Origin of the sequence: Pseudomonas sp. NPDC088890, from assembly GCF_044900155.1 — a bacterium.
GTDB lineage: Bacteria > Pseudomonadota > Gammaproteobacteria > Pseudomonadales > Pseudomonadaceae > Aquipseudomonas > Aquipseudomonas urmiensis.
Window position 1 is genome coordinate 332,368 of sequence record NZ_JBJDNG010000002.1, and the last position, 20,595, is coordinate 352,962.

Here is a 20,595-nt window from a genome sequence, read left to right on the forward strand (position 1 = left end):
TGTAAAACTCCTACTTAGCCAACACCATACCGACAATTTTGCGCCGCAACGAGAGGGGCAGGGAAAAACCTGCCCCCGTTGATCATCCCAACAGCCGTTGGACACCGAGGGTGATGGCCAGGCCGCCGAACACCAGCCACAGGTTGAGGATCGCCCCAGTTGCCAGCGCGCGCGGGCCGGCCTGGCGGATCTGGCTGAGGCGGGTCTCCATTCCCAGGGCGGTCATGGCCATGGTCAGGGCGAAGGTGTCGAGCTGGTTGATCGCGCTGACCGCGCCGCTTGGCAGGATCTGCAGCGAGTTGACCAGCACCAGGGCGAGGAAGCCAAAGGCAAACCATGGGACAGGGATCTTGCCATTGCCTTCGGCCTGGCCTGGGTGTTTCGCCCGGCTGATCCACACGCCCACCACCAGCAACACCGGTACCAGCAGCATTACCCGAGTCATCTTGACGATGGTCGCGACATGGGTCACTTCAGGGCTGACATTGCTGGCAGCGCCCACCACCTGTGCCACCTCATGCAGGGTGCCACCGAAAAACAGCCCCGCGCCGAGCGTATCGAGTTGCACCCAGCCGCTGTTGATCAGTAGCGGGTAAAGCAGCATCGACAGGGTGCCGAACAGCACCACGCTGCCGACCGCCATGGCGCTCTTGTGCGGCTTGGAACGCAGCGCCGATTCGAACGCGAGCACGGCCGCAGCGCCACAGATGGCACTGCCGGCGGCGGTGAGCAAGGCCGTATCGCGATCGAGCTTGAACAGCTTCATCCCCACCCCAAGGCCAATCAGCAGGGTGCTGGAGACGATCAGCAGCGACACCGTCAGCCCCGACCAGCCGACCTGGGCAATCTCCTGCAAACTCACGCGCAGGCCGAACCATGCCACGGCGATACGCAGCAGGCCGCGTGCGGAAAAATTGATGCCGGCCGCCCAACTGGGCGGCACTCCCTGACGCAGCGCGTTGCCGTACAGGGCGCCAGCGATGATGCCGACGATCAGCGGGCTGATGCCCAGGTTGGCAAAAAAGGGCAGGGCGGCCAGTTGGGTGACTGCCAGAGCGAACAAGGCGACAAACAAAATGCCATTGAGCCGCCCGCGGGTATCGTGGGTAGGCGCAAGGCTGGGGGTGGCTGGGACCGTGGCCATGGAGTGTCCTCCGATCGAGGTGTTGCTGAGATGGCCTTAGGTTAATTCGGTTATAAGCTTATAAAAAATCGTCATTGGGGATGGAAAGTATCCGCTAAGCTGATATTTTCAAAGGATGACCCCAGATCAGCTGATAACCTTCGCCACTGTTGCCGAGCATGGCAACATCAGTCATGCAGCACTCGCCCTGCATTTGTCGCAGCCTGCCGTGTCCGGCCAGCTCAAGCTGTTGCAGGAGGAGTTTGGCGAGCCGCTGTACCAGCGTGCCGGACGCGGTGTACGCCTGACCGCAGCGGGCGAGCAACTGCTCGGCCATGCCCAACGGCTGCGCGAAACCTTCCACCAGGCCCAGGCGCTGCGAGATGCACTGCGCGGCCTGGAGCGCGGTACCCTGCGCATTGGCGCCAGCACCACCCCGGCCAGCTATCTGTTGCCTTATCTGATCGCCGATTTCCGCCAGCGCTATCCAGACGTCGTGGTCACCACGGAAAACGGCAACACCGCCGAGATCGTCGCAGCGCTGGGCTCACTGGACATCGCCTTGATCGAGGGACCACCGGGGCAGGAGCTGCCATTGGGCACGCGTGTCACTGCCTGGCGCGAGGACGAGATCGTCGCCATCGTGCCCAGTGATCATCCGTTGGCCGCAGCGAGCCAAGCGCAGACCTTGCAGGCGCTTGGTAACTACCCGCTGGTGCTGCGCGAAAGCGGCTCCGGCGTACGCCAACTGGTCGAGCGGGCTTTTGCCCGCTGCGGTGTGGCGATGCGCGTGGGGCTGGAGATTGCTGGGGTGGAAGGGGTCAAGGAGGCGGTGCGCGCGGGGATGGGGGTAGGCTTTGTCTCGGCGATGTCGATCCGCCATGAAGATGGTGCGCTGCGTCAGTTGCGCATTGCTCCTGAGCCCCTGACGCGACGGTTCTCGATACTGATGCCGCATGCCGCAACGCCGTCGCGGGTGGCAGCACGCTTCTTCCAATTGTGCGCTGAGCAGTGACTGGGCTAGCCTGCGCTGATAACTCGTGCAGGACGGCTATGCTTTTCCCATGACCAGCCCCTCCCTACGCCAACCCTGCCCGCCATGCGCCTGCATCTGTGGTCGCGAACGCCTGGAGCAATGCCCTGCCAACGCGCAGCGTATTCTGCTGCTCACTCGCCAGGAAGAAAAACGCCTGCTCGAACGCTTGGAAAACCTCAAGGACCTGGACGACCTGCACCGCTTGCAACTGCGCATGTACGATCAGCTGGGCATTCGCGTGAGCATTGCCCCTGGCCACAACGAAGTGCGCACCATGCGCGGTATCGTCATCGAACTGGCCGAGCAACCCGGCCTGTGCCGCAAGACCCGCCAGGCCATCCCCGCAGCGATTCGGCGGGGGCTGGAGCGTAATCCTGAAGTCGCTTACCGGCTGCTCGACGTTCACGACCTGCTGCGTGATGCCTAGCGCATCGCCGCTAATTTGATGCCAAACCCGACCAGGCATGCCCCGGCCAACCGCTCGAGCAGGTTCGACACCTTGGGGCTGGCGCGCATGCGCTCGGCCAGGTGATGGGTCAACAGCACGGCGACCAGGCCATAGAGCAAGGTCAGCGCCGCTACCGTCACTGCCATGAAGGCGAAGGTCACGACGCCTTGGTGGCGCACCGGGTCGATGAACAGCGGGAAGAACGCCATGTAGAACATGATCGCCTTGGGATTGAGCAGGGTGATCAGCATGGTCTGGCGCAGGTAGCGACCGTTGTCCATGCGGCTTTCCCGTGGTGCACCGCCTGGTTTGCTGAAGACCATGCGCAAGCCCAGCCAGGCCAGGTAGGCGGCGCCTGCCCACTGCACCACGTGGAAGGCTGCAGGATAGGTTGCCAACAGGGTCGCGACGCCGGCCACCGCCAGCCACATCAACACCTGGTCACCGAGAATCACTCCGAAAGTCGCCGCCAGGCCACCCTTGATGCCGCCTTTGCCGGTGGCGGTGATCAAGGCGAAGTTACCCGGCCCAGGGATGGCCAGGAGGATGAGGAACGCGATCACGAATGCGCCGTAGTCGGTCACGCCAAGCATGCTGATGACTCCAGGGTGGGCTGGGTAAGGTAGGACAACGATATATGCCATCATCGACGGCGTTTGCAAAGGCACAGTGTAGGGCTGAGGTGACTAATTTTTCTGAAGCTTCCTACGTTTAGTGAAGAGCCGCCCTGCGCCGGGTGCGTAGCGGCCTTCATCATTCAAGGAGACAGGCAATGACTTCCGTATTCGACCGCGACGACATCGTGTTCCAGGTAGTGGTCAACCACGAAGAGCAGTATTCGATCTGGCCCGACTACAAGGCGATCCCAGCCGGCTGGCGCGCCGCTGGCAAGAGCGGACTGAAAAAGGACTGCCTGGCCTACATCGATGAAGTCTGGACTGACATGCGTCCGTTGAGCCTGCGCCAGAAGATGGCAGAAACCGTGGCTCAGTGAGGCGTTATCGGTGACTGCAGTGAATCTGTTGTGCCTGCCTTACTCTGGTGCCAGTGCCATGGTTTACAACCGCTGGCGGCGCAAGCTGCCGGCCTGGTTGCAGGTGCGTCCGGTTGAACTGCCTGGGCGTGGTGCGCGCATGGGCGAAGCCTTGCACACCGACATGCAGGCCCTGGCCAGGCAGCTCGCCAGCGAGCAGCGCCTGGCCGCCAGCACGCCCTACGCGTTGCTTGGCCATAGCTTGGGCGCGCTGCTGGCCTTCGAGCTTGCCCATGAGTTGCAGGCACTGGGCTGTGCGCCGCCGCTGGCGTTGTTTGCCTGCGGCACTGCGGCGCCGACCCGGCGCGAGGACTACGACGGCAAGAACTGGCGTATTGCGAAAAGCGACGACGAGTTGATCGCCGAGCTGCGCGAGCTGCAAGGAACCCCGGAAGAGGTCTTGGCCAATGCTGAACTGATGAGCCTGACCCTGCCCATTCTGCGCGCCGACTTCCTGCTGTGTGGTCACTATGCCTACCGTCAGCGGCCAGCGTTGCGCTGCCCGCTGCATGTTTTGGGCGGTGCAGATGACCGGGCCAGTGAAGAGCAACTGTTGGCCTGGGGCCAGGAAACGCTGGCTGAGTTTTCCTTGCAGACCTTCCCTGGCGGACACTTCTTCATTCATGAGCACGAGGATCGAGTCCTGGCCGTGTTGGCCCAAGCGCTCGAACCGCATCGCCTGAGCGCTTGATTGACGGCGTCTCTTGCATGGGCGAGGCTTGAGCTTTTCCCGGGCAAGAGGCTGACAATGCTGATCGATCCGCACAAGGCCACGCTGTTGGTGGTCGACATCCAGGAAAAGCTCATCGGCGCCATGAGCGATCCACAGGGCACGCGCGCCCGGGCACGCTGGCTGCTCGCGGCGAGCGCTGAGCTGGAACTGCCGACAGTAATTTCCGAGCAGTACCCCAAAGGCCTCGGGCCGACCTTGGCTGAGCTCAAGGCTGCCTCGCCTGGCGCCCAGATCGTCGAGAAAAACCACTTCTCCTGTGTGGCCGCGCAATGCTTGCCGGCCAGTCTGCTCGAGCGTGAGCAGGTGATCGTCTGTGGAATGGAAACCCATGTCTGCGTGCTGCAGACCGTGCTGGGCCTACGTGCGCTGGGCAAGCAGGTATTCGTGGTCGAGGACGCCTGCGACAGCCGCACCCCGGCCAATAAAGCCGCAGGCCTTGCGCGCATGCGCGATGCTGGCGCCCAGCTGGTCACTGGCGAAATGGTGCTGTTCGAGCTGATGGGCAGTGCCAGCCATCCGCTGTTCCGCCACATCAGCAAGACCTACCTGGTCGGTGAGCAGCCCTGAACGCGCGTATTGCAATGGCAGGGCTGATGGTGCTGGCGCTGCTCCAGGGTTGTGCCGGGCGGCGCGAGGAACAACAGGCTGCTGACCCTGCCCAGGTACTTGCCCAGTTGATGCGCCTGCTGCCTGCCCAGGTCAAGGACCGCCAGGGCTGGGCGCAGGACATCCAAACCGCCCTTCAAGCCCAGCACATCAGCGCAAGCAAGAGCAATCTCTGCGCGGTCTTGGCGGTGACCGAGCAGGAGTCGACATTCAGCGCTGACCCGCAAGTGCCCAATCTTGGCCGGATCGCACGCCAGGAGATCGATCGACGGGCAGCCCGCCTGCACATTCCCCGGCTGCTGGTCGATGGCGCGTTGAATACCCCCTCTGCCAACGGCAAGACCTACCAGCAACGCCTGCTCGCCGTGCGCAGTGAAAAGCAACTGAGTGCGCTGTTCGATGATTTCATCGCCGGACTGCCGCTTGGGCGCACCTTGCTCGATGGCCTCAACCCAGTGCACACCGGCGGGCCGATGCAGGTCAGCATCGCGTTTGCCGAACGCCATGCCAAGGACTACCCGTATAGCTATGCCGGGACGATTCGCCAGGAAGTGTTCAGTCGGCGCGGCGGCATGTATTTCGGCATCGCTCATCTGTTGGGCTATCCGGCCAACTACCAGCGCCAGCTGTATCGCTTCGCCGACTTCAATGCCGGTTGGTATGCCAGCCGCGACGCGGCGTTCCAGGCAGCCTTGAGCCAGGTGACGGGGATCACATTGGCGCTCGATGGCGACTTGATCGCGCCGGGGGCCATCATGCCCGGCAGCACCGAGCAGGCAGCGCGCAAACTGGGGCGCCAGCTTGGCCTGCGCAATACCCAGATTCGCAGCCAGTTGGAGGAGAGCGACAGCCTTGAATTTGAACAAACCGAGCTGTATCGCGGGGTGTTTGCCCTGGCCGATGCCAAGGCGGGCAAGCAAGTGCCACGGGCGGTGTTGCCGGGGATCGAGCTCAAGAGCCCGAAGATAACCCGCAAGCTGACCACGGCGTGGTTTGCAGGGCGGGTGGATGAGCGATATGAGCGCTGTATGAGGCGATAGCTCGGCGGCGCGCCATTGGCCTCTGGGCTTTTGCGGCGCCGCCGAAGAGGCTCTTGAGGGCCTCTGAACATCTATCAGCCTTGGCTCAATGCCCCGACCACCTGCTCGACACTGGCTTTGAGCCCGGCCAGGGTATCTTGCGCATCGCTATCGACCACCAGCAGCTTGGCACCAGCGGCTTTGATCACCTCGGCCACAGCCGGATCAGGTTGGCGGTGGTGCAGCACCAGCGCCACGTCCTGGCCCTTGAGGTTATCGGCCAAGGCCTTGAGCGCCGCCTCGTCCCACTTGTCCTCGGCCGGCAGCGGCTGATCGACCACATCCAGGTTCAGCCCGCTGGCCAGATAGCCCAGGCGTTCCGACAAACTGACCACGCTGAGATTGTCAGCTTCGGCCAAGCGGCTCTGGCTGCTTGAAATCAGTTCCAGCATCTGCCGCTTGAGGGTGGCGAGGTTGGCCTGGATCTTGTCCTTGTCCGCGGGCGACAGGCGCTCCAGGTCATTGGCCATGACATCGGCCATGCGCCCCAGGTTGGTCGGGTTGAGCCAAGGGTATCCAGCGAAGGCATCGTCACCCTGCACCGCGATGCCTGGCAGGGCGCCGTCGACCGGCCGCGCTGCATCGATCTCGACGATGCGGATGTTGCTGCGCCGGGCCATCGGATACAGCGGGTCATCGCGCCAGATCGAGCGCAGGCCAATCACCGCATCGGCCTGCTGCGCGGCTTTGTGCAGGCTTGCCCCGCCACGCCCGCTGAAGTACGAAGGCTGGCGGGTCGCCGGTAGGTTGGCCGGTGCGGCGCGCTTGAGCTGCACCGAGGTGCCGTCGAGCAGGCTGGCGGCCAGGCTGTGGGTCACCGGCAAGGTGGTCAGCACGCTGGTGGTGGCGCTGCTTGGCGCGCGCGCGGCAGGTTGCGCCGCCAGTGCCAGGCCAGGCAGGCCAGCCAGGGCGAGGGCCAGGGTCAGATGCTTGAGGTTCAGGGTCATGCCGGGTTTCCTTGCAGGCGGGGGACGAGTGCGCGGGCCAGCGCGGCGAGGGCGAAGCAGACACCGGCGACCAGGATGATCGCAGCGCCCGACGGCACCGGCAGGTCGAAGACGATCGGCAGCAGGATGCCGCACAAGGTGCTCAAGGTCGCGATCCCTACCGAGATGAAGAAAAAGCCCTTGAGCGACTGGCTCACCAGGCGTGCGGCAGCGGCGGGGATCACCAGCAGCGCGCCGACCAGGATGGCGCCAATGACCTTCACCGAGGCCACGGTGACCAGGGTCACCAGTACCACGAACAGGTAGTCCAGGGTCTTTACCGCAACCCCACGCACCGCCGCCAGCTGCGGGTTGAAGCTGGCCAGCATGATCCGGTTGTACAGCGGCAGGGCCAAGGCCAGCACCAGGATCGCAACGATCCCCAGCACCACCAGGTCCTGGGCGCTGACCGTCAGCACCGAGCCGAACAGCACGTTTTCCAGAATGTGCACGTTGATCTTGCCCGCCAGCATCAACAGCAGGCTTGCACCAAGCGCCAGCGACACCGACAAGAACACCCCGATCAGGGTGTCCGGCGACAGCCCGGTGCGGTTACGCAGGAAGTTGAGCAGGATGCCGAACAACAGGCAGTAGCCGAACAGGCTGCCATAGGGGCCGGTGTAGGGCTCGCCGAGCAGGATGCCGATGGCCACCCCGGTCAAGGCGGCGTGGCCGACTGCTTCGGAGAAGAAGGCAAAACGCTTGACCACCACCAGGGTGCCCAGGCCGCCCAGCACCGGGCCGATCATCAGGCCGGCGATCAGGGCATTGATCACGAAACCGTAGGCCAGCGCCTCCGGTAAGTAGCCAGCGCTGGCCCATTCCTGGACCAGTTGGCGGAAGGCTTCAAAGCTCATCAGGCGAGGCTCTCGCTGCGGGGGTGAACGGAGAACAGCCCGAGCAGGCGTTCTGGGGTCAGGGCCTGTGCCGGCGGGGCGTCGAACAGCACCTTGCGGTTCAGTCCGGTGACCCGATCGGCCAGGCGCAGCACCGCTTCTAGGTCGTGCTCGATCCATAGCACGGTGGTGCCGGCCTGGCGCCAGCTGTGCAGCAGCTGCTCGAACACCTGGATGCCGGCCTCGTCCAAGGCCGACATCGGCTCGTCCAGCACCAGCAATTGCGGCTCAGGGATCAACCCTTGGGCCAGCAGCACGCGCTGGCGCTCGCCGCCAGAGAGCGCGCCCATGCGCCGTTTGCGCTTGTCGAGCATGCCGACCCGCGCCAGGGCTGCGTCGATGGCCGGTTGCACACGCCGCGACAAGCCGAGGAAGGCCGGGCGGCGCTGGCACATGGCGGCCATGAAGTCGTCCACGGTCATCGGCAGGCCCCGATCGAACTCCAATGCCTGGGGCACGTAGCCGATCACTTCTTGTTCGCTTGGCCAATGCAAGGTCAGCTGCCCTTGATGGGGCATTTGCCCGAGCAAGGTCTTGATCAACGAGCTTTTGCCGCCACCATTGGGCCCGACGATGGCGTGCACGCTGCCTGGTGCGACGTTGAACGCGACCTGCTCAAGAATGCGCGTGCGGCCCAGGGTCAGGTCGATGCCGGCAAACTCGATGCGCGGTCCGCTGGCGACGGTGAGGTTGGCCGCCGCAGTCATGCGCGGTTCTCCTGGATGGCCTTGACCACGGTATCGAGGTTGCGCTTCATCTCCACCTCGTATTTTTCCTTGGTGTATTCGCCGTAGGAAATGTGCGTCAGCGGGTACAGGTGCACGCCGGATTCACGCTGGATGGTTTCGACGTAGGCGGAGGGGAAGTCCATCTCCGAGAAGATCACCTTGACGTCCAGTGCCTTGAGCTGGTCGATGGTCTTCTTCAGCTGCGCAGGGCTGGGTTCGATACCATGGGCCGGCTCGACCACGGCAGTGACTTCCAGGCCAAAGTCGCGCACCAGGTAGTCGTAGGCGGCGTGGATGGTGGCCACGCGAAACTCGGCATTGGGCGCCTCGGTCACCTTGGCCAGGGCGTCGGCGCGCAGCTTGCGCAGGCGCTTGGCATAGGCGCGGGCGTTCTGCGTGTAGAACTTGGCGTTGTCCGGGTCGATCTTACCCAGCTCGCGGGCGATGTTGTTGACCTGGGCGATGGTGGCGCTGATCGACAGGAAGGTGTGCGGATTGACCACCTTGCCGGCGCCGCGTGCAGCGATGCCGGTGGCGGCCAGCAGCGGCACGTTGGCGTTCGATTCGATGGTCTTGATCTGCGGTTTTTCGCTGGCGGCGATCATCCGGTCGGCAAAGTCATCGTGGCCGACGCCATTGAGCACGATCACGTCCAGGGTGCCGATGCGCTTGATGTCCTCGGCGCGCGGCTCGTAGGCGTGTGGATTGAACCCGGCCGGAATCAGCGGCACCACCTCGGCCTTGTCGCCGACGATGTTGCTCACGTAGCTGTAGTAAGGGTGCAGGGTAATGCCGATTCGCAGGGGTTGGCCGTTCTCGGCCTGGGCCAGGGCCGGCAGGGCGCAGGCCAGGAGCAGGGCGAAGACGCGGCGAACGAAGACGGAGCGCAGCATGGGGGAGTCCTTGGATTCAGTGACGGTGTTGGCGGGTGACCCCGGCGTCGTAGTGGCTGACGATTTGCTGCCAGCCGGCGGCGATCAGTGCTTCGTGGCCCAGATCGTCGGGTACCAGCGCTGCGCTGTCGCGGCGCAGCCAGACGTCGGCCTGGCCATCGGCGTTAGCCGGCAGAATCAGCAGGAAGCTGCCGGCTACCTGGGCGTCCTGGCTGCTTCCCAGGTAGGCGCCGGCGGCAAGCCACTGCCACTGATGACGGCCACGGCTGTCGCTGCTGGCATCGTTGACGAAGGGCGGCAGGCCCTCTTCGGCGAGCGCGGCGACCGCTGGCGCTGCAGCGTTTTCTTCCCGCAGCATCTGAATCTCGTCAAACGCTACCCATAGGTCGGTGAAAACACCTTGTTCGGCGGCATTCAGGTCGCGGCGGGCATCGATCTGGTGGCTGGCGATGCTGACCTCGTCCTCGCGTTCGCCGCGCAGCCCGACCACTGTGGCCGCCAGCAGCATGATCAACAGTGCGCTCAGCAGTACATACAGCGTTTCGTGCCCGGCACCGGCCGGGCGGATGACCTGGGCGCGGCTCATGGCTCGCCTATATCGGCATAGTCGACTTCAACCACATGGCCCGGGCCGGCATCGAACAGCACATAGAACTCGCCATCCGGGCGCTTGAAGGTCAGGGTCGAGTCATCGCCCAGTTTGCTGCCGACCAGCACCTGCTCGTCATAGCCGATGACATCGAGGGTCACACCCGGTGCGCCGCTACCATCGGAGAAACCGCCGGTGCATTTGATCTGGTCGCTGCCGACCGGCTCGCATTCGCACATCGGGTTGTGCGCCAGGGCAGGAGCGGCAGCGACGAGCAGCAGGGGCAGGGCCAGCCTGCGCATCAGGTGTTTCATTTCTTGCCTCCTTGTTTTTCGAGCCAGGCCACAGTGGCCGGCGATGCTTTGGCCAGCGCCACCGGCGCCTGGTGCATGCTGCCGTCCCAGCCTTCGATGGTGATCCAGATCTGCGCATCAGGTTTGGTGCGCGGGGGCACCGGCAGTGAGGTCGCCATGCGGTACGGAGCGCCAAAGAAGATGGTGCCCGCAGCGCGCAGGCTGCGCGGCTTGCCTATGCGCAGGTAAACCGCCTTGACGTCCTTGAGGCAGGCTTTGCACAGCGCTGCGTTGAACAGTTTGAAATAGCCTGCCGGACCGTCCGCCCTCGGCGCTTCATCGCGCATTTCGGCCAGATCCAGGGTGTACGGGCCGACCTGGATGGCGCTTTGCTGATTGGCCCCCAGGCCGCTGTCACCCCGGAACATCGCGGCATCGGCAAAGTACTTGGGCATAAAGCCCAGCGGAATCAGGATCAGCAGGATGTTCAGGTGAAAGCGCCACTTCAGCCAGAATTGCTTCAACGGGCTTGCGGGCAGGGCTTGGGCCTTGCTCATGGCTGGACCTCCACAGGGGTTTCAACGCGTGCTTTGCGTGAGGCAGGTGCACGTTCGCTGCGCTTGAGGGCGGCGGCGGTCGCCTGGGCGGTGCGCTTGGTCCAGATCAGCAGGCCGCTGAGGACCATCAGGGTCAGGACCAGGCCAAAGAAGAACCAGACCAGCTTGATGGCCAGGCCACCAAAGTCGCCGGTGTGCAGCGGGCGCATCGATTCGGTGACGAACTCCAGGGTCGAGCGGTCCTCTAGCAGGAACTTACTGTCGACGGTGCGCGTGTAGGGGTTGACTGCGGCGGTCTGGTACATCAGCGGATACCAGCCGCGTCCGCCCATGCTGACATGGCTATAGGACGTCGCGGGCATCATCACAAAGCTGATGTCCAGGCCTGGGATAGCGGTGGTTGCAATGCGCGCAGCCTCATCCAGGTCGATGCGTGGCGCCGGGCTGCCATCAGCGGTCTGCGGCACATCTTCGCGGGAAATCACTGGCACCACCGGCTCGGTGGAAATGGTGATGTGATTGTCAGACAGGATCGCCTGGATCAGGAACCAGATACCGGTAATAGAAATGACCGCAATGAACCAGATTGACCAGACCCCCGCCAGGCGGTGCACATCACCCCAAAAGATGCGCGAACCGTGGCCGGTGCGCAGCGGCTTGAAAAAGCCTTTCCAGAACTTCTTGTAGACCACCAGGCCCGTTACCAAGGATGCCAGCATCGGCAGCCCGAGCAGCGATACCAAGTACCAGCCCCAGCTAAAGCCGTTGGTGAAGGGCACCAGCCACCAGCCATGCAACGCGCGAGTGAACGCCTCGAAGTTGAAGTCGGGCACCTTGCCCTGGATAGCACCGGTATAAGGGTTCACATACAGCGTCGGTGTGGTGCCGTCAGGATTGGTGACGTTGGCGGTCAGGGCAAAGTGCGAGCCGTCAGGCTGCACCAGCCTGCGCACGGCCATCTCCGGCTCGGCCTTGTGCATGGCGTCGAGGATCTGCTGGAAGCTCAAGCGCTGGGCATCGTCGCTAGGCTTGCTGGCGCGCACGTCCGGGTTGGCCAGCCAGACGATCTCCTGGCTGACCACCGCGAGCATGCCGGTGAAGCAGACGATCAGGACAAAGAACCAGATCGGCAGGGCGAGCCAACTGTGCACCAGAAACCACAGCTTGGACTTGGACTTCTTAGTTTTGGTTGATTGGGCCATCGGTCATCTTCTGAAAATGAGGGTCGAGCGCATGCTCAACCTGTAAGGCTGCATTATTAAGGACGAATGAGAATCAAAATCCTGCCTTTTTAAATGCAAGCAAATGTTTCAGAAAGCGCAAGCCGGCATGCGCGTTGAGGCGACATGCCGGCTTGAGGCCCAGCGTCAGAGCGGTTCAGGCACCGGTCAGGGCGGCTAGCGGCTGGGCATTGCCGTGCCGGGCCAGATCCTTGTACAGCGCCTGGCCGATTTCTGCGGCCCGTGCCGGCAATACCGAGAGCAGGGTGTCGCTCAGGCCGTGGGTGGTCTCGCAGAAACCTTGCAGGTAGACCGACGCTTGCAGGTCTGGGCTTGCCAGCAGGCGGTAGTTGCGGTCGGCGCTGAAGTCATCCAGATAGCCTTCAAGCGGCGCCAGCAACTCGCGGTGCGAGCGACGCTCGTAGCCGGTGGCGAGGATGACTGCATCATAGCGGTGGGTCTGCTGATGGCCGGTAGCCAGGTCGCGCAAGGTCAGCTCGATGCCATCGCGCGTCGCCACGACCGCTTCGACATTGCGTCGGCATAGCACGTTATGCCGGAACTGGTGGGAAACCTTCTGCCGATAGAGGATGCCGTAGATGCGATCGATCAGATCCAGGTCGACCACCGAGTAGTTGGTGTTGTGGTATTCGCCGATCAGTTTGCTGCGTTGCTCGGCCGGTTCGTTATAGACCAGGTCGGTGTAGTCGGGGGCGAAAATCTCGTTGACGAACGGGCTGTCATCGGCGGGCTTCAATGCGGTGGCGCGCAGGATCATGTCGACCTTGACCGAGGGGTAGCTGTCATTGAGGTCGATGAAGGCTTCGGCGGCGCTCTGCCCGGAGCCGATCACTGCAATGCGCATTGCCTTGCCCTCGGTGCAAGGCAGTTTGGCCAGGCTGCTGAGGTACTTGGAGTGGTGAAAGACCCGCGGGTCGTCCTTGAACGCGGTGAACTTGTCGGGGATCTTCGGCGTGCCGCCGCTGCCGATCACCACCGCGCGGGTGCGGCGGCTATGCTCGCGGCCATTGGCATCACGCGACACCAGGCGCAGGTGTTCAACCCGCCCGCCGGTCACTTCAGGCTCGATACGCAATACCTGTTCGCCGTACACCGCTTGGGCCGCAAAGTGCTCGGCTGCCCAGCGCAGGTAGTCGTTGTACTCAAGGCGGCAGGGGTAGAAAGTGCCCAGATTGATGAAATCGGCCAGACGCTGCTTCTGGTGCAGGTAGTTGACGAAGCTGTAGGGGCTGGTGGGGTTGCGCAGCGAGACCAGGTCCTTGAGGAAGGAAATCTGCAGCTCGCTTTGGGTGGCAAGGGTGTCACCGTGCCAGCGGTAATCGTGTTGCTTGTCGATAAACAGCGCATCGAGCGCGTGGCCTTGGCTTTGGGCAAGCTCTTCCAGGGCGATGGCCAGCGCCAGGTTGGAAGGGCCGAAACCCACGCCGATCAGGTCTTTGATTGTTTCTGGGGTCTGGCTCATGGCTGCGATTCCCTAAAGTTCGAATGTGGACGCCTGCCGGGGTCCGGCTCCTGCGCCTGATACACAGTGGGAACGAGCCAGCTTTCAGGGAATTTAACCGACCCCTGTTGCCTGGCTGGGCTTGCGCCCTCAAGAACTGCACCGCCCGGCCGATAAGTGAGTCAACGCAAGGACCACCTCAAGGCAGGTTAAGAACATGGTTGGAATTACTGCAGTTACCATCAACAGTAATGCTTCGCTTGAGGCCGCGGCGAAAACCGCTCAGCTGAGCGAGGCCGAGCAGGGTGAGAAAGCGGGCGCAACCGCCCAGGCAGACCTGGGCAAAGTCGCAGGGGGCGGCCAGGCGCCGGCAGCAGGCGCCAGTGAAGAGAGCAGTGAGCCTGCGCACATCAAGCAGTTGCGCGAAATGATCAAGCAGCTGCAAAAGCAGATGGCCGAGGAACAGAAGCAACTGGCTGATCTGATGGCGCAGAAGACGGACGACACCGTCAAGTTGGCGGCAGTGACCGCCAAGCAGGCCAGTATCGCCACGCTCAATGGCCAGATCATGGCCGCTACCGCGCAGTTGCTCGAAGCACTGAGCAAGACCGGCGGCAGCAGCGCGGGCGGTATGGTCAATACTCAGGCGTGACAGCCGATTCGGGCCGCCGGGCGGCCCGTGTGCACCTGTTGCGCGACAGGCTCAGTCCGCCGCCACGCGATTGCGCCGCTCAGCCTTGTACTGCATGGCCACCGCAGGTGCCGGTTTGGCGGCGCCGGTCTCCAGCCACTGACGCATGCGGCTGGCATCGGCAAAGTGGGTGTACTTGCCGAATGCATCGAGAATCACCATCGCGACCGGCCGGTTGTCCATCTTGGTCAGCAGCACCAGGCAATGCCCGGCTTCATTGGTAAAGCCGGTCTTGGTCAGCTTGATATCCCAATTGCTCTTGTTGACCAGGTGGTCGGTGTTACGAAAGCCCAGGGTGTAGTTGGGCTTGCGGAACGCCACGGTTTTTTCGCGGGTGGTCGACAGCTCGCTCAACTGTGGGTACTTGCGCGAAGCCATCAGCAACTTGGCCAGATCCCGTGCAGTGGAGACGTTCAAGGTCGACAGGCCGGTGGGCTCGACATACCGGGTGTGGCTCATGCCCAAGCTGCGGGCCTTGGCGTTCATGGCCTTGATGAACGCGTTGTAGCCGCCTGGGTAATGGTTGGCCAGGCTGTTGGCGGCGCGGTTTTCCGACGACATCAAGGTGATCAGCAAGGTCTCGCGGCGATCGAGCTGGCTGCCCAAGCGAACGCGGGAATAGACGCCCTTCATCTCCGGGTTGTTGGCGATGGTCATGCTGAGCATTTCGTCCATGGGCTGCTTGGCATCGAGCACCACCATCGCGGTCATCAGCTTGGTGACCGAAGCGATGGGGACCACGCGATCAGCGTGGCTCGAGTACAACTCCTTATTGGTGTTCAGGTCGATCAGCAGGGCGCTGCCAGAGGCCAGGTGCAGTTTCGAAGGGTCGCGTTGAACCTGGGCCGGGGGTTGTGCAGCAGCGGTCGACGGAAGGGTCGCAGTTCCTGTGAGCAACAGCAGCAGGCTGAGGATGGACAGGGAAGTTTTCACGTTGAGGCTCACTAAAAGTTGGTATGTCGTTGGCTGTGCAAGGGTTTCCCCCAAAAAACCGTCGCATTGTGGAGTATGGTCGAAGTGCTGTCGATTGCTCGCTCAGGGCCGGCGATGAAATGAAAAAAGCTTCATGCTGGATCGGTTCTTCAGATGCCGTTCGTCGTCTGAGCTTGTGCTCGGAGGGTGTTGGTATTGGCCTCATCGCGGGGCAAGCCCGCTCCTGCAAGCTTGCGCTGAACCTATGCCTGGCTGCGCGATCAACTGAGGCGCGCCGGTGGCGCTGTCTGCTAGGCTGCGTAATCGATTCAGTGACGGTCAAGGAGTAACCCTGGCGATGACCCCTAGCAAAGACACCGTGCTGTGTATTTCCCTGGCCGGTCGCCCCGGCACCTTTGGCGTGCGCTTTCACAATCACCTCTACCAGCAGTTGGGGCTGGATTACTACTACAAGGCCATGACCACCCAAGATCTGCCTGCTGCGGTGGCGGGGATCCGCGCCCTGGGGATCCGCGGCTGTGGGGTGTCGATGCCGTACAAGGAAGCGTGCATGGCCTTGGTCGACGAGATCGATCCATCGGCGCAGGCCATCGAATCGGTCAACACCCTGGTCAACAGCGACGGCCATTTGAAGGCCTACAACACCGACTATCTGGCGGTGCGCCAGTTGCTTGAGCAGCATCAGGTGGACCCGGCGACAGCATTTGCCTTGCGTGGCAGTGGTGGAATGGCCAAGGCCGTGGCCAGCGCCTTGCGCGATGCCGGTTTTCGCGAAGGGATCATCGTCGCCCGCAATGAGCAAGCTGGGCGGCAGTTGGCGGATGTCTGCGGTTATCGCTGGCAGGCCGAGCTGGGTGACCTGGCGCCGCCCATGTTGGTCAACGTGACGCCAATCGGCATGGCGGGTGGGGCTGAGGCCGAGCAATTGGCGTTTGCTGAAACGGCCATTGCCGCAGCCGAGCGGGTATTCGATGTGGTCGCGATGCCTGCGCTCACGCCACTGGTTCGCAAGGCGCAAGCGCTAGGTAAGCCGGTGATTACCGGGCTTGAGGTGATCGCTCTGCAGGCGCTGGAGCAGTTCGTGCTGTACACCGGTGTCAGGCCGACAGCTGAGCAGGTCGAATCTGCCATCGCATACGCGCGCGCTACCTGAATACTCGAACCGCCCGTCATGGGGCCGCTTCGCGCCCCTTCGCGGCGGTTCGGCGTCCCGACGAGCCCGCTCCCACAGGTACAGCGCCGTTCTCTAGATTGGCGCTGTACCTGTCAGAGCGGGCTTGTCGGGACGCCGAACCGCCGCGAAGCGGCCCCAATTAATGGGCGATATCAGAGCGTGCGTCTATCACCATCAAGCTTCTGATCCACCAGCCACTTGCCATGGGCCAGAGACGCATGCTGGGCGTTGTTCAGATCAGACAGCAAGGCCATTTTCAGCGGAAGCGCCAAGCGCCTGCTGGTGTGACCTTCAGGGTCGGTGATCAGGCATCCAGCGGCATAGGGCAGGGGTGACCCAGGGTGGGCCATGACGCTGGCAGTGATGGTGTGGTCGCGGTATTCACAGTGAAGGGTTTGCATCGTCCTTACCTCGCTGTGGTGTGGAAGCGGTTACTTCCATATACCACAGCAAGGGGCCGGTAGTTCCCGGCCCGACGAGCGCGCCCAGGCGGGCGGCTTGCTTACAGCTCGGTTGGCTGGATCACTTCGACCCAGTAGCCATCCGGGTCCTTGATGAACGCCAGGTGGTTCATGCGGCCATCGGCCAGGCGTTTCTGGAACGGCACGTCGAGTGCTTCGAAGCGCGCGCAGGCGGCTACGACGTCTGGCACAGAGATGCAGATATGGCCGAAACCACGTGGATCGCTGTTGCCGTTGTGGTACGCGAACTCAGGATCGTTTTCGGTGCCGTGGTTGTGGGTCAACTCCAGTACGCCTGGGATCGACTTCATCCACTGGTGGCGGGCCGCGTCATCGGCAGGGATCTGCGAAGGGTCGACCAGGGCCAGGAAGTACAGGCTGAACTGCGCTTCGGGGAAGTCGCGCTTGTCTACCAAGCGAAAACCCAGCACGCGGGTGTAGAAGTCCAGCGACTTCTCGATGTCCTTGACCCGCAGCATGGTGTGGTTGAAGACGAATTGAGCGGTGGCGGTGTCCGGCTGAGCGGTAACGCCAGGCAGGGTGTTCAGATCGTTCAGGCTCATGGGGGCTCCAGAGACGGGGCCGGGCCCTAGGCTTTGTATCCTGGGACGCCAGCGGTAAAGACAGGCCGGTCATGATACGGGACTGAAGCGATTGCGCAAAATGAAAGCGCCCTGCACGAGGGCAGGGCGCTTGAATTAGAGGCCCGCGTGTGCGGGCGCAGATGGGGTCGCTAATCCTTTAGCTGGTTCGATGGTGCGGCAGGCGCTGTGAAAAAAGTGTGAAGTGTATGTGCACGTTTCATGGGCGCAGCCAACTTTCTACCGTGTTCGCGCCATATTCCTCTTTCCAGGCTTTAAGGCCCCGGTGATTGCCACCTTTGGTCTCGATCAATTCTCCGGTGTGCGGGTTCTCGTAGACTTTCACTACCCGGGGTCGACGCTGCTGTTTGGGCGCCGCACCCGGGGCCTTGGAAGCCACCTTGCTGGCGGCTTTAGGGTCGAGGATGGCAACGATATCGCGCAGGCCCTTGTCATAGCTTTTCATCAGCCCGAGTAGTTTCTGCTCGAATTCGATTTCGCGTTTGAGGCCGGCATCCTTTTTCAGCGCTTCCAGTTGGGCAATCTGTTCCTGGAGGGCTTTTTCGGCAGCACGAAACTCTGCAAGTCTGGACACTGTCATCACTCCTGTAATTCAACTGTGGCAAGGGCGTGACGAACATTGAAGACGCGTTAAACGCCGGCCACGTGGGTGGGTACAGCTGTTCGCTGTGGTCGAGTGTAGTAGTCGCTGGCTAGTGGGTAAACCGTAAACTTTCAATCCATTGATCTGGAACTAATTTAGTTTTTCGAACGGCAATTTACAAAGTCCACGGGTGCCAACCGCCAGTTGTTTAGACCATGGTCCAATTGCCCGCGCCAGAGGCTTTGGATGAACATTCAAGATGCTGGTCGATATGTCTTCGGCTGTGCTGCAGTACCGCGGCCATTGACGGCGGCGGATTGTTTTCGCCTTTCTTTTTGGATGTTCCCTCGCATGTTTGCCCCCCTCCCACTCGCCCCCGGGCGTCGTGTTGCCGGCCTGTTCTTGCTGTGTGCCGGTGTCAATGCCCAGGCCGCCGGTTTTGTTGAAGACGCCACGGCCAAGCTTGAAGCACGCAATGTCTATTTCAACCGGGATTTTCGTGACGGCCACAGCAGTTCCAGCCAAGGCGCGTCCAAGCGCGAAGAGTGGGCCCAAGGCTTTATTCTCAATGTGCAGTCTGGGTATACCCAAGGGCCGATCGGTTTTGGTGTAGATGCGCTGGGCATGCTTGGCTTCAAGCTCGATTCAAGCCCGGCCGACAGTAACAGTGGTTTGCTGCCTTCCAGCGGGCATGATCCACGCCGCTCTGCCGACCAATACGCAAAGCTCGGTGTGGCCGGCAAGGTGAAAGTTTCCAACACTGTACTCAAGTACGGTTCGATGATGCCGGACTTGCCGCTGCTCAAGTACAACGACGGCCGTTTGCTGCCGACCCTGTTCCATGGTGCGATGCTTACCTCCGAAGAAGTGCATGACCTCAAGTTCACCCTGGCGCGCTTGAACCAGTACACCGCGCGTGACTCCACCGATCGCCAGGACATTCGCGTTCATTGCAAGAACAAGCGCTATGCCTGCGATATCGAAGCCGATCACTTTGACCTGGCGGGCCTGGACTATCGCTTCAACGACCGCCTGAGCGCGCAATACCAGGTGGCCAAGCTTGAAAACATCTACCGCCAGCACTTCCTCGGGGTGGTTGCCAGCCAGCCGCTGGCGATGGGTAGCCTGTCGGCCGACTTGCGCCTGATCAAGAGTGACGACATTGGGAACGCTCGCGCCGGCGAGATCGATCATCGTGCCTTCAGCGGCATGCTCGGCTACAGCCTGGGTGGCCACAAAGTCAGTGCAGGCTGGCAGCGCATGTTTGGCGAAAGCGCCATGCCTTACCTCGATGGCAGTAACCCGTACCTGGTCAACTACGCCCAGGTCAACGACTTCGCTGCCGCTCAGGAGCGCTCCTGGCAGCTGCGCTATGACTACGACTTCAAGGCAATGGGCGTGCCGGGCCTGACCTTCTTCACCCGCTACATCAACGGCGACCATATCAAGGTCCCGGGCAGTCGCGACGAGGGCAAGGAATGGGAGCGCGACACCGAGCTCAAGTACCAAGTACAGAGCGGGACTTTCAAGGACGTAAGCGTGCGCCTGCGTAATTCCACCTACCGTAGCAACTACGAGAAGTGGGCACGCGACATGGACGAGACCCGGGTCATCGTCAGCTACAACTTCTCGATCCTGTAAGTCGCTTTGCCAAAGCCCTGTGGCCAGCGCGACAATGGCCGCAGGTTCCCAGACGGGCAGAGCGATGAAGCAGCTGTTACTGATCGGCATCGGGCCTGGCGATCCACGCCAGGTCACCTACGAGGCTGTGGATGCACTCAAGCGTGCCACGGTGTTCTTCGTGCTCGACAAGGGCACCGACAAAGACGACTTGCTGCACCTGCGCAAGGCTATCCTTGAGCGTTACCGGCCGCAGGGCGGCTACCGCCTGGTGCAGGTCGAAGACCCGCTGCGCGATGGCCAGGCGGCCGATTACGTCGGCGCCGTGCGCGACTGGCACCAGCAGCGCGCGGCACTGTATGCGCGTTTGCTCGACGAGCAGTTGCAGCCCGGTGATGTCGGCGCCTTCCTGCTTTGGGGAGAGCCTGGCTTGTATGACAGCACCCTGCGCATCCTTGACCTGGTGCGTGAGCAGGGTGTGCTGCTCGAGCTGCAGGTGATCCCAGGCATCAGCAGTGTCCAGGCCCTTGCCGCGCGCCACCAGATCCCCCTCAATCGCATTGGCGAGCCACTGACGGTGTTGCCTGGTCGGCGCCTGGTCGAACAGGGGCGAATCGACAATGTGGTGGTGATGCTCGATGGTCAGTGCGCGTTCGCCGGATTGGACGATCCACAGCTGCACATTTACTGGGGCGCGTATTTAGGGACGGCGGATGAGATGCTGATCGCCGGGCCGCTGCAGGAGGTCAAGGCGAGGATCGTGCAGGTGAGAGCGCAGGCTCGCCGGCGCAAGGGGTGGATCATGGATACCTACTTGTTGCGCCGGATAATCTAGAGGGATTTTGCCTG

At 62.4% G+C, this 20,595-nt stretch carries 25 protein-coding genes; 10 read left to right on the forward strand and 15 right to left on the reverse strand.

The genetic code is table 11. The features are described from left to right. Positions 1 to 82 precede the first annotated feature (82 nt). Positions 83 to 1,144: a YeiH family protein gene (locus ACI2JX_RS06370; protein WP_404689670.1), complete on the reverse strand. Its 1,062-nt coding sequence runs from the start codon at positions 1,142 to 1,144 to the stop codon at positions 83 to 85. Positions 1,145 to 1,259: 115 nt separating this feature from the next. On the opposite strand from ACI2JX_RS06370, the gene ACI2JX_RS06375 reads away from it, so the two are divergent. Continuing rightward, positions 1,260 to 2,138, forward strand: a complete 879-nt coding sequence (locus ACI2JX_RS06375) for a LysR family transcriptional regulator (RefSeq protein ID WP_404689671.1) — start codon at positions 1,260 to 1,262, stop codon at positions 2,136 to 2,138. A gap of 49 nt (positions 2,139 to 2,187) precedes the next feature. Then, positions 2,188 to 2,586 (forward strand): hypothetical protein, encoded by a 399-nt coding sequence (locus ACI2JX_RS06380; protein ID WP_404689672.1) that lies wholly within the window; start codon positions 2,188 to 2,190, stop codon positions 2,584 to 2,586. On the opposite strand, the gene ACI2JX_RS06385 is transcribed toward ACI2JX_RS06380, so the two are convergent. Beyond that, a complete protein-coding gene (locus ACI2JX_RS06385; RefSeq protein WP_264234378.1) occupies positions 2,583 to 3,200 on the reverse strand; it encodes a LysE family transporter in 618 nt (205 codons plus the stop codon). The genes ACI2JX_RS06380 and ACI2JX_RS06385 overlap by 4 nt on opposite strands. A gap of 179 nt (positions 3,201 to 3,379) precedes the next feature. Here ACI2JX_RS06385 and ACI2JX_RS06390 point away from each other — a divergent pair, with 179 nt between their 5' ends. The 4 genes from ACI2JX_RS06390 to ACI2JX_RS06405 are packed head-to-tail and all read left to right on the forward strand — an operon-like array spanning position 3,380 to position 6,019. Then, positions 3,380 to 3,601, forward strand: coding sequence for an MbtH family protein (locus tag ACI2JX_RS06390; protein WP_368973213.1), 222 nt, complete (start codon positions 3,380 to 3,382; stop codon positions 3,599 to 3,601). Positions 3,602 to 3,611: 10 nt separating this feature from the next. Next, a complete protein-coding gene (locus ACI2JX_RS06395; protein ID WP_404689673.1) occupies positions 3,612 to 4,331 on the forward strand; it encodes a thioesterase II family protein in 720 nt (239 codons plus the stop codon). A 57-nt stretch (positions 4,332 to 4,388) separates the two neighbouring features. Then, on the forward strand, positions 4,389 to 4,940 hold the full coding sequence (locus ACI2JX_RS06400; protein ID WP_404689674.1) for a hydrolase: 552 nt from the start codon (positions 4,389 to 4,391) through the stop codon (positions 4,938 to 4,940). 14 nt (positions 4,941 to 4,954) lie between these two features. Continuing rightward, a complete protein-coding gene (locus ACI2JX_RS06405) occupies positions 4,955 to 6,019 on the forward strand; it encodes a DUF1615 domain-containing protein (protein WP_404689675.1) in 1,065 nt (354 codons plus the stop codon). A gap of 74 nt (positions 6,020 to 6,093) precedes the next feature. Here the strand turns inward: ACI2JX_RS06405 and ACI2JX_RS06410 are convergent, their stop codons facing one another. The 9 genes from ACI2JX_RS06410 to ACI2JX_RS06450 all read right to left on the reverse strand — a co-directional run bounded on the left by ACI2JX_RS06410 (position 6,094) and on the right by ACI2JX_RS06450 (position 13,703). Further along, positions 6,094 to 6,999, reverse strand: a complete 906-nt coding sequence (locus ACI2JX_RS06410) for a metal ABC transporter substrate-binding protein (RefSeq protein WP_368973222.1) — start codon at positions 6,997 to 6,999, stop codon at positions 6,094 to 6,096. A 2-nt stretch (positions 7,000 to 7,001) separates the two neighbouring features. Further along, positions 7,002 to 7,901: a metal ABC transporter permease gene (locus tag ACI2JX_RS06415; protein WP_404689676.1), complete on the reverse strand. Its 900-nt coding sequence runs from the start codon at positions 7,899 to 7,901 to the stop codon at positions 7,002 to 7,004. Beyond that, the gene (locus tag ACI2JX_RS06420; protein WP_264234382.1) at positions 7,901 to 8,647 is read right to left on the reverse strand and encodes a metal ABC transporter ATP-binding protein; all 747 of its coding nucleotides are present in this window, start codon (positions 8,645 to 8,647) and stop codon (positions 7,901 to 7,903) included. The genes ACI2JX_RS06415 and ACI2JX_RS06420 overlap by 1 nt, the downstream gene beginning before the upstream one ends. Beyond that, positions 8,644 to 9,561 carry a metal ABC transporter substrate-binding protein gene (locus tag ACI2JX_RS06425; RefSeq protein WP_264234383.1) on the reverse strand — a complete coding sequence of 306 codons (918 nt, stop codon included), beginning with the start codon at positions 9,559 to 9,561 and terminating at the stop codon, positions 8,644 to 8,646. The genes ACI2JX_RS06420 and ACI2JX_RS06425 overlap by 4 nt, the downstream gene beginning before the upstream one ends. A gap of 16 nt (positions 9,562 to 9,577) precedes the next feature. Continuing rightward, positions 9,578 to 10,147: a DUF6162 family protein gene (locus ACI2JX_RS06430; RefSeq protein ID WP_264234384.1), complete on the reverse strand. Its 570-nt coding sequence runs from the start codon at positions 10,145 to 10,147 to the stop codon at positions 9,578 to 9,580. Further along, positions 10,144 to 10,464, reverse strand: a complete 321-nt coding sequence (locus ACI2JX_RS06435) for a hypothetical protein (RefSeq protein ID WP_186553519.1) — start codon at positions 10,462 to 10,464, stop codon at positions 10,144 to 10,146. The genes ACI2JX_RS06430 and ACI2JX_RS06435 overlap by 4 nt, the downstream gene beginning before the upstream one ends. Further along, a complete protein-coding gene (locus ACI2JX_RS06440; RefSeq protein WP_186553518.1) occupies positions 10,461 to 11,000 on the reverse strand; it encodes a thiamine pyrophosphate-binding protein in 540 nt (179 codons plus the stop codon). Before ACI2JX_RS06440 ends, ACI2JX_RS06435 begins: the two co-directional genes overlap by 4 nt. Beyond that, complete coding sequence (locus ACI2JX_RS06445; RefSeq protein WP_264234385.1) at positions 10,997 to 12,202, reverse strand: PepSY domain-containing protein; 1,206 nt, start codon at positions 12,200 to 12,202, stop codon at positions 10,997 to 10,999. The genes ACI2JX_RS06440 and ACI2JX_RS06445 overlap by 4 nt, the downstream gene beginning before the upstream one ends. 175 nt (positions 12,203 to 12,377) lie before the next feature. Further along, positions 12,378 to 13,703, reverse strand: a complete 1,326-nt coding sequence (locus ACI2JX_RS06450) for a lysine N(6)-hydroxylase/L-ornithine N(5)-oxygenase family protein (RefSeq protein WP_264234386.1) — start codon at positions 13,701 to 13,703, stop codon at positions 12,378 to 12,380. Between the two features lie 196 nt (positions 13,704 to 13,899). On the opposite strand from ACI2JX_RS06450, the gene ACI2JX_RS06455 reads away from it, so the two are divergent. Beyond that, complete coding sequence (locus ACI2JX_RS06455) at positions 13,900 to 14,334, forward strand: hypothetical protein (RefSeq protein ID WP_264234387.1); 435 nt, start codon at positions 13,900 to 13,902, stop codon at positions 14,332 to 14,334. Between the two features lie 51 nt (positions 14,335 to 14,385). Here the strand turns inward: ACI2JX_RS06455 and pbpG are convergent, their stop codons facing one another. After that, on the reverse strand, positions 14,386 to 15,306 hold the full coding sequence (pbpG, locus tag ACI2JX_RS06460; RefSeq protein WP_186553514.1) for a D-alanyl-D-alanine endopeptidase: 921 nt from the start codon (positions 15,304 to 15,306) through the stop codon (positions 14,386 to 14,388). 331 nt (positions 15,307 to 15,637) lie between these two features. On the opposite strand from pbpG, the gene ACI2JX_RS06465 reads away from it, so the two are divergent. Continuing rightward, entirely contained in the window at positions 15,638 to 16,459 is an 822-nt protein-coding gene (locus ACI2JX_RS06465; RefSeq protein ID WP_368973221.1) for a shikimate 5-dehydrogenase, read from the forward strand. Positions 16,460 to 16,632: 173 nt separating this feature from the next. On the opposite strand, the gene ACI2JX_RS06470 is transcribed toward ACI2JX_RS06465, so the two are convergent. The 3 genes from ACI2JX_RS06470 to ACI2JX_RS06480 all read right to left on the reverse strand — a co-directional run bounded on the left by ACI2JX_RS06470 (position 16,633) and on the right by ACI2JX_RS06480 (position 18,117). After that, a complete protein-coding gene (locus ACI2JX_RS06470) occupies positions 16,633 to 16,881 on the reverse strand; it encodes a hypothetical protein (protein WP_264234388.1) in 249 nt (82 codons plus the stop codon). 101 nt (positions 16,882 to 16,982) lie between these two features. After that, on the reverse strand, positions 16,983 to 17,504 hold the full coding sequence (gene gloA, locus ACI2JX_RS06475; protein WP_368971276.1) for a lactoylglutathione lyase: 522 nt from the start codon (positions 17,502 to 17,504) through the stop codon (positions 16,983 to 16,985). Positions 17,505 to 17,742: 238 nt separating this feature from the next. After that, complete coding sequence (locus ACI2JX_RS06480) at positions 17,743 to 18,117, reverse strand: histone-like nucleoid-structuring protein, MvaT/MvaU family (RefSeq protein WP_264234389.1); 375 nt, start codon at positions 18,115 to 18,117, stop codon at positions 17,743 to 17,745. Between the two features lie 360 nt (positions 18,118 to 18,477). Between ACI2JX_RS06480 and ACI2JX_RS06485 the strand changes: the two genes are divergently transcribed. Both ACI2JX_RS06485 and cobF read left to right on the forward strand, forming a co-directional pair. Continuing rightward, positions 18,478 to 19,767: an OprD family porin gene (locus ACI2JX_RS06485; protein ID WP_368971275.1), complete on the forward strand. Its 1,290-nt coding sequence runs from the start codon at positions 18,478 to 18,480 to the stop codon at positions 19,765 to 19,767. A 64-nt stretch (positions 19,768 to 19,831) separates the two neighbouring features. Then, a complete protein-coding gene (gene cobF / locus ACI2JX_RS06490) occupies positions 19,832 to 20,581 on the forward strand; it encodes a precorrin-6A synthase (deacetylating) (protein WP_368971274.1) in 750 nt (249 codons plus the stop codon). Positions 20,582 to 20,595 lie beyond the last annotated feature (14 nt).

Coding starts and splice junctions, on each gene's coding strand:
- ACI2JX_RS06370 (WP_404689670.1), bottom strand. CDS start 1,144: ATGGCCACGGTCCCAGCCACCCCCAGCCTTGCGCCTACCCACGATACC.
- ACI2JX_RS06375 (WP_404689671.1), top strand. CDS start 1,260: ATGACCCCAGATCAGCTGATAACCTTCGCCACTGTTGCCGAGCATGGC.
- ACI2JX_RS06380 (WP_404689672.1), top strand. CDS start 2,188: ATGACCAGCCCCTCCCTACGCCAACCCTGCCCGCCATGCGCCTGCATC.
- ACI2JX_RS06385 (WP_264234378.1), bottom strand. CDS start 3,200: ATGCTTGGCGTGACCGACTACGGCGCATTCGTGATCGCGTTCCTCATC.
- ACI2JX_RS06390 (WP_368973213.1), top strand. CDS start 3,380: ATGACTTCCGTATTCGACCGCGACGACATCGTGTTCCAGGTAGTGGTC.
- ACI2JX_RS06400 (WP_404689674.1), top strand. CDS start 4,389: ATGCTGATCGATCCGCACAAGGCCACGCTGTTGGTGGTCGACATCCAG.
- ACI2JX_RS06405 (WP_404689675.1), top strand. CDS start 4,955: ATGGCAGGGCTGATGGTGCTGGCGCTGCTCCAGGGTTGTGCCGGGCGG.
- ACI2JX_RS06415 (WP_404689676.1), bottom strand. CDS start 7,901: ATGAGCTTTGAAGCCTTCCGCCAACTGGTCCAGGAATGGGCCAGCGCT.
- ACI2JX_RS06420 (WP_264234382.1), bottom strand. CDS start 8,647: ATGACTGCGGCGGCCAACCTCACCGTCGCCAGCGGACCGCGCATCGAG.
- ACI2JX_RS06425 (WP_264234383.1), bottom strand. CDS start 9,561: ATGCTGCGCTCCGTCTTCGTTCGCCGCGTCTTCGCCCTGCTCCTGGCC.
- ACI2JX_RS06430 (WP_264234384.1), bottom strand. CDS start 10,147: ATGAGCCGCGCCCAGGTCATCCGCCCGGCCGGTGCCGGGCACGAAACG.
- ACI2JX_RS06435 (WP_186553519.1), bottom strand. CDS start 10,464: ATGAAACACCTGATGCGCAGGCTGGCCCTGCCCCTGCTGCTCGTCGCT.
- ACI2JX_RS06440 (WP_186553518.1), bottom strand. CDS start 11,000: ATGAGCAAGGCCCAAGCCCTGCCCGCAAGCCCGTTGAAGCAATTCTGG.
- ACI2JX_RS06445 (WP_264234385.1), bottom strand. CDS start 12,202: ATGGCCCAATCAACCAAAACTAAGAAGTCCAAGTCCAAGCTGTGGTTT.
- ACI2JX_RS06450 (WP_264234386.1), bottom strand. CDS start 13,703: ATGAGCCAGACCCCAGAAACAATCAAAGACCTGATCGGCGTGGGTTTC.
- ACI2JX_RS06455 (WP_264234387.1), top strand. CDS start 13,900: ATGGTTGGAATTACTGCAGTTACCATCAACAGTAATGCTTCGCTTGAG.
- ACI2JX_RS06470 (WP_264234388.1), bottom strand. CDS start 16,881: ATGCAAACCCTTCACTGTGAATACCGCGACCACACCATCACTGCCAGC.
- gloA (WP_368971276.1), bottom strand. CDS start 17,504: ATGAGCCTGAACGATCTGAACACCCTGCCTGGCGTTACCGCTCAGCCG.
- ACI2JX_RS06485 (WP_368971275.1), top strand. CDS start 18,478: ATGTTTGCCCCCCTCCCACTCGCCCCCGGGCGTCGTGTTGCCGGCCTG.
- cobF (WP_368971274.1), top strand. CDS start 19,832: ATGAAGCAGCTGTTACTGATCGGCATCGGGCCTGGCGATCCACGCCAG.